At 46.1% G+C, this 1,076-nt stretch carries 2 protein-coding genes; both read right to left on the reverse strand.

From position 1 onward, the window contains the following. Window positions 1-340 (reverse strand): aminopeptidase (locus GRP75_RS27770; protein ID WP_160790982.1); only part of this gene is annotated, 340 nt, incomplete at its 3' end. A gap of 47 nt (window positions 341-387) precedes the next feature. Further along, the coding region (locus GRP75_RS27775) for an AMP-binding enzyme (RefSeq protein ID WP_160790983.1) at window positions 388-1,076 on the reverse strand (689 nt) is incomplete at its 5' end.

Below are 1,076 nucleotides of genomic sequence, written 5' to 3' on the forward strand. Positions count from 1 at the left end.
GATCAATGCCCTGATATAAATCCGGATTCGGCACTTTAATCGTTAGTGTGGCTCCACCCTCTTCGGCAAATTTCTCCATCATTTCTGCCTTCCAAGTAGGGTAGTAATCAAAGCTGGCTTCGTCACCATGTTCAAAACGACTACGTGTAATGGAATCATCCTCGAACTCTACCTGTACATATTTAGCGCCTGCTTCATAGGCTTTGCTGACAATCAGGCGTGTAAACTCAACAGTTTCCAGTGGTGCAGTTACCAAAAACACCTGTCCGGGCTGAATGTTAACCCCTACTCTTACGACCAGTTCTGCGTATTGCTCCAACAATGATTCAAACGTACTCATTTTTCCACGCTCCTGTTCCGTTTTGATTATATTGAATGATTTCATCACTACAGTACGGATTGCTTCTCCAGTTCACGCAGCTCCACTCTTCGTATTTTGCCCGAGCTAGTTTTAGGAAGCTCTTGAATAAACTCTATTTTTCGTGGATACTTATAAGGCGCCGTCCATGTTTTCACATGATGTTGCAGTTCCTTCACTAACGCCGGTGATCCTTCTACCCCAGCTTTGAGTACGACAAAAGCCTTTACAACATGTCCACGGATTTCGTCAGGGCTGGCTACGGCAGCACATTCCTGCACGGAGTCATGCTTCATAAGCGCTTCCTCTACTTCAAAAGGACCAATAGTATAGCCAGAACTGATAATGATATCATCACCACGTCCTTCGAACCAGAAATATCCATCCTCGTCTTTGCGAGCCCGGTCTCCTGTAACAAAATAATCTCCGTGGACACTAGCTAATTTGCGTTCTGGATCATGGTAATACGTATGGAATAATGCCGGCAGATCGGCACGCACTGCAATATCTCCCACTTGCCCCGGAGCCAGCGGAATGCCATCCTCGTCTACGACCTCAACGAGTCCCGGTGCAATGGATTTGCCCATCGAGCCTGTACGCAGAGGTGCATCCTTTAAATTACCAATAATTAATGTGCTCTCCGTTTGACCATAGCCGTCACGAATCGTAATGTTGAATTGCTCCTGAAACTTGTGAATGACCTCTTGATTGAGAGGCT

Origin of the sequence: Paenibacillus sp. OT2-17 (assembly GCF_009827695.1) — a bacterium.
Classification (GTDB): domain Bacteria; phylum Bacillota; class Bacilli; order Paenibacillales; family Paenibacillaceae; genus Paenibacillus; species Paenibacillus polymyxa_B.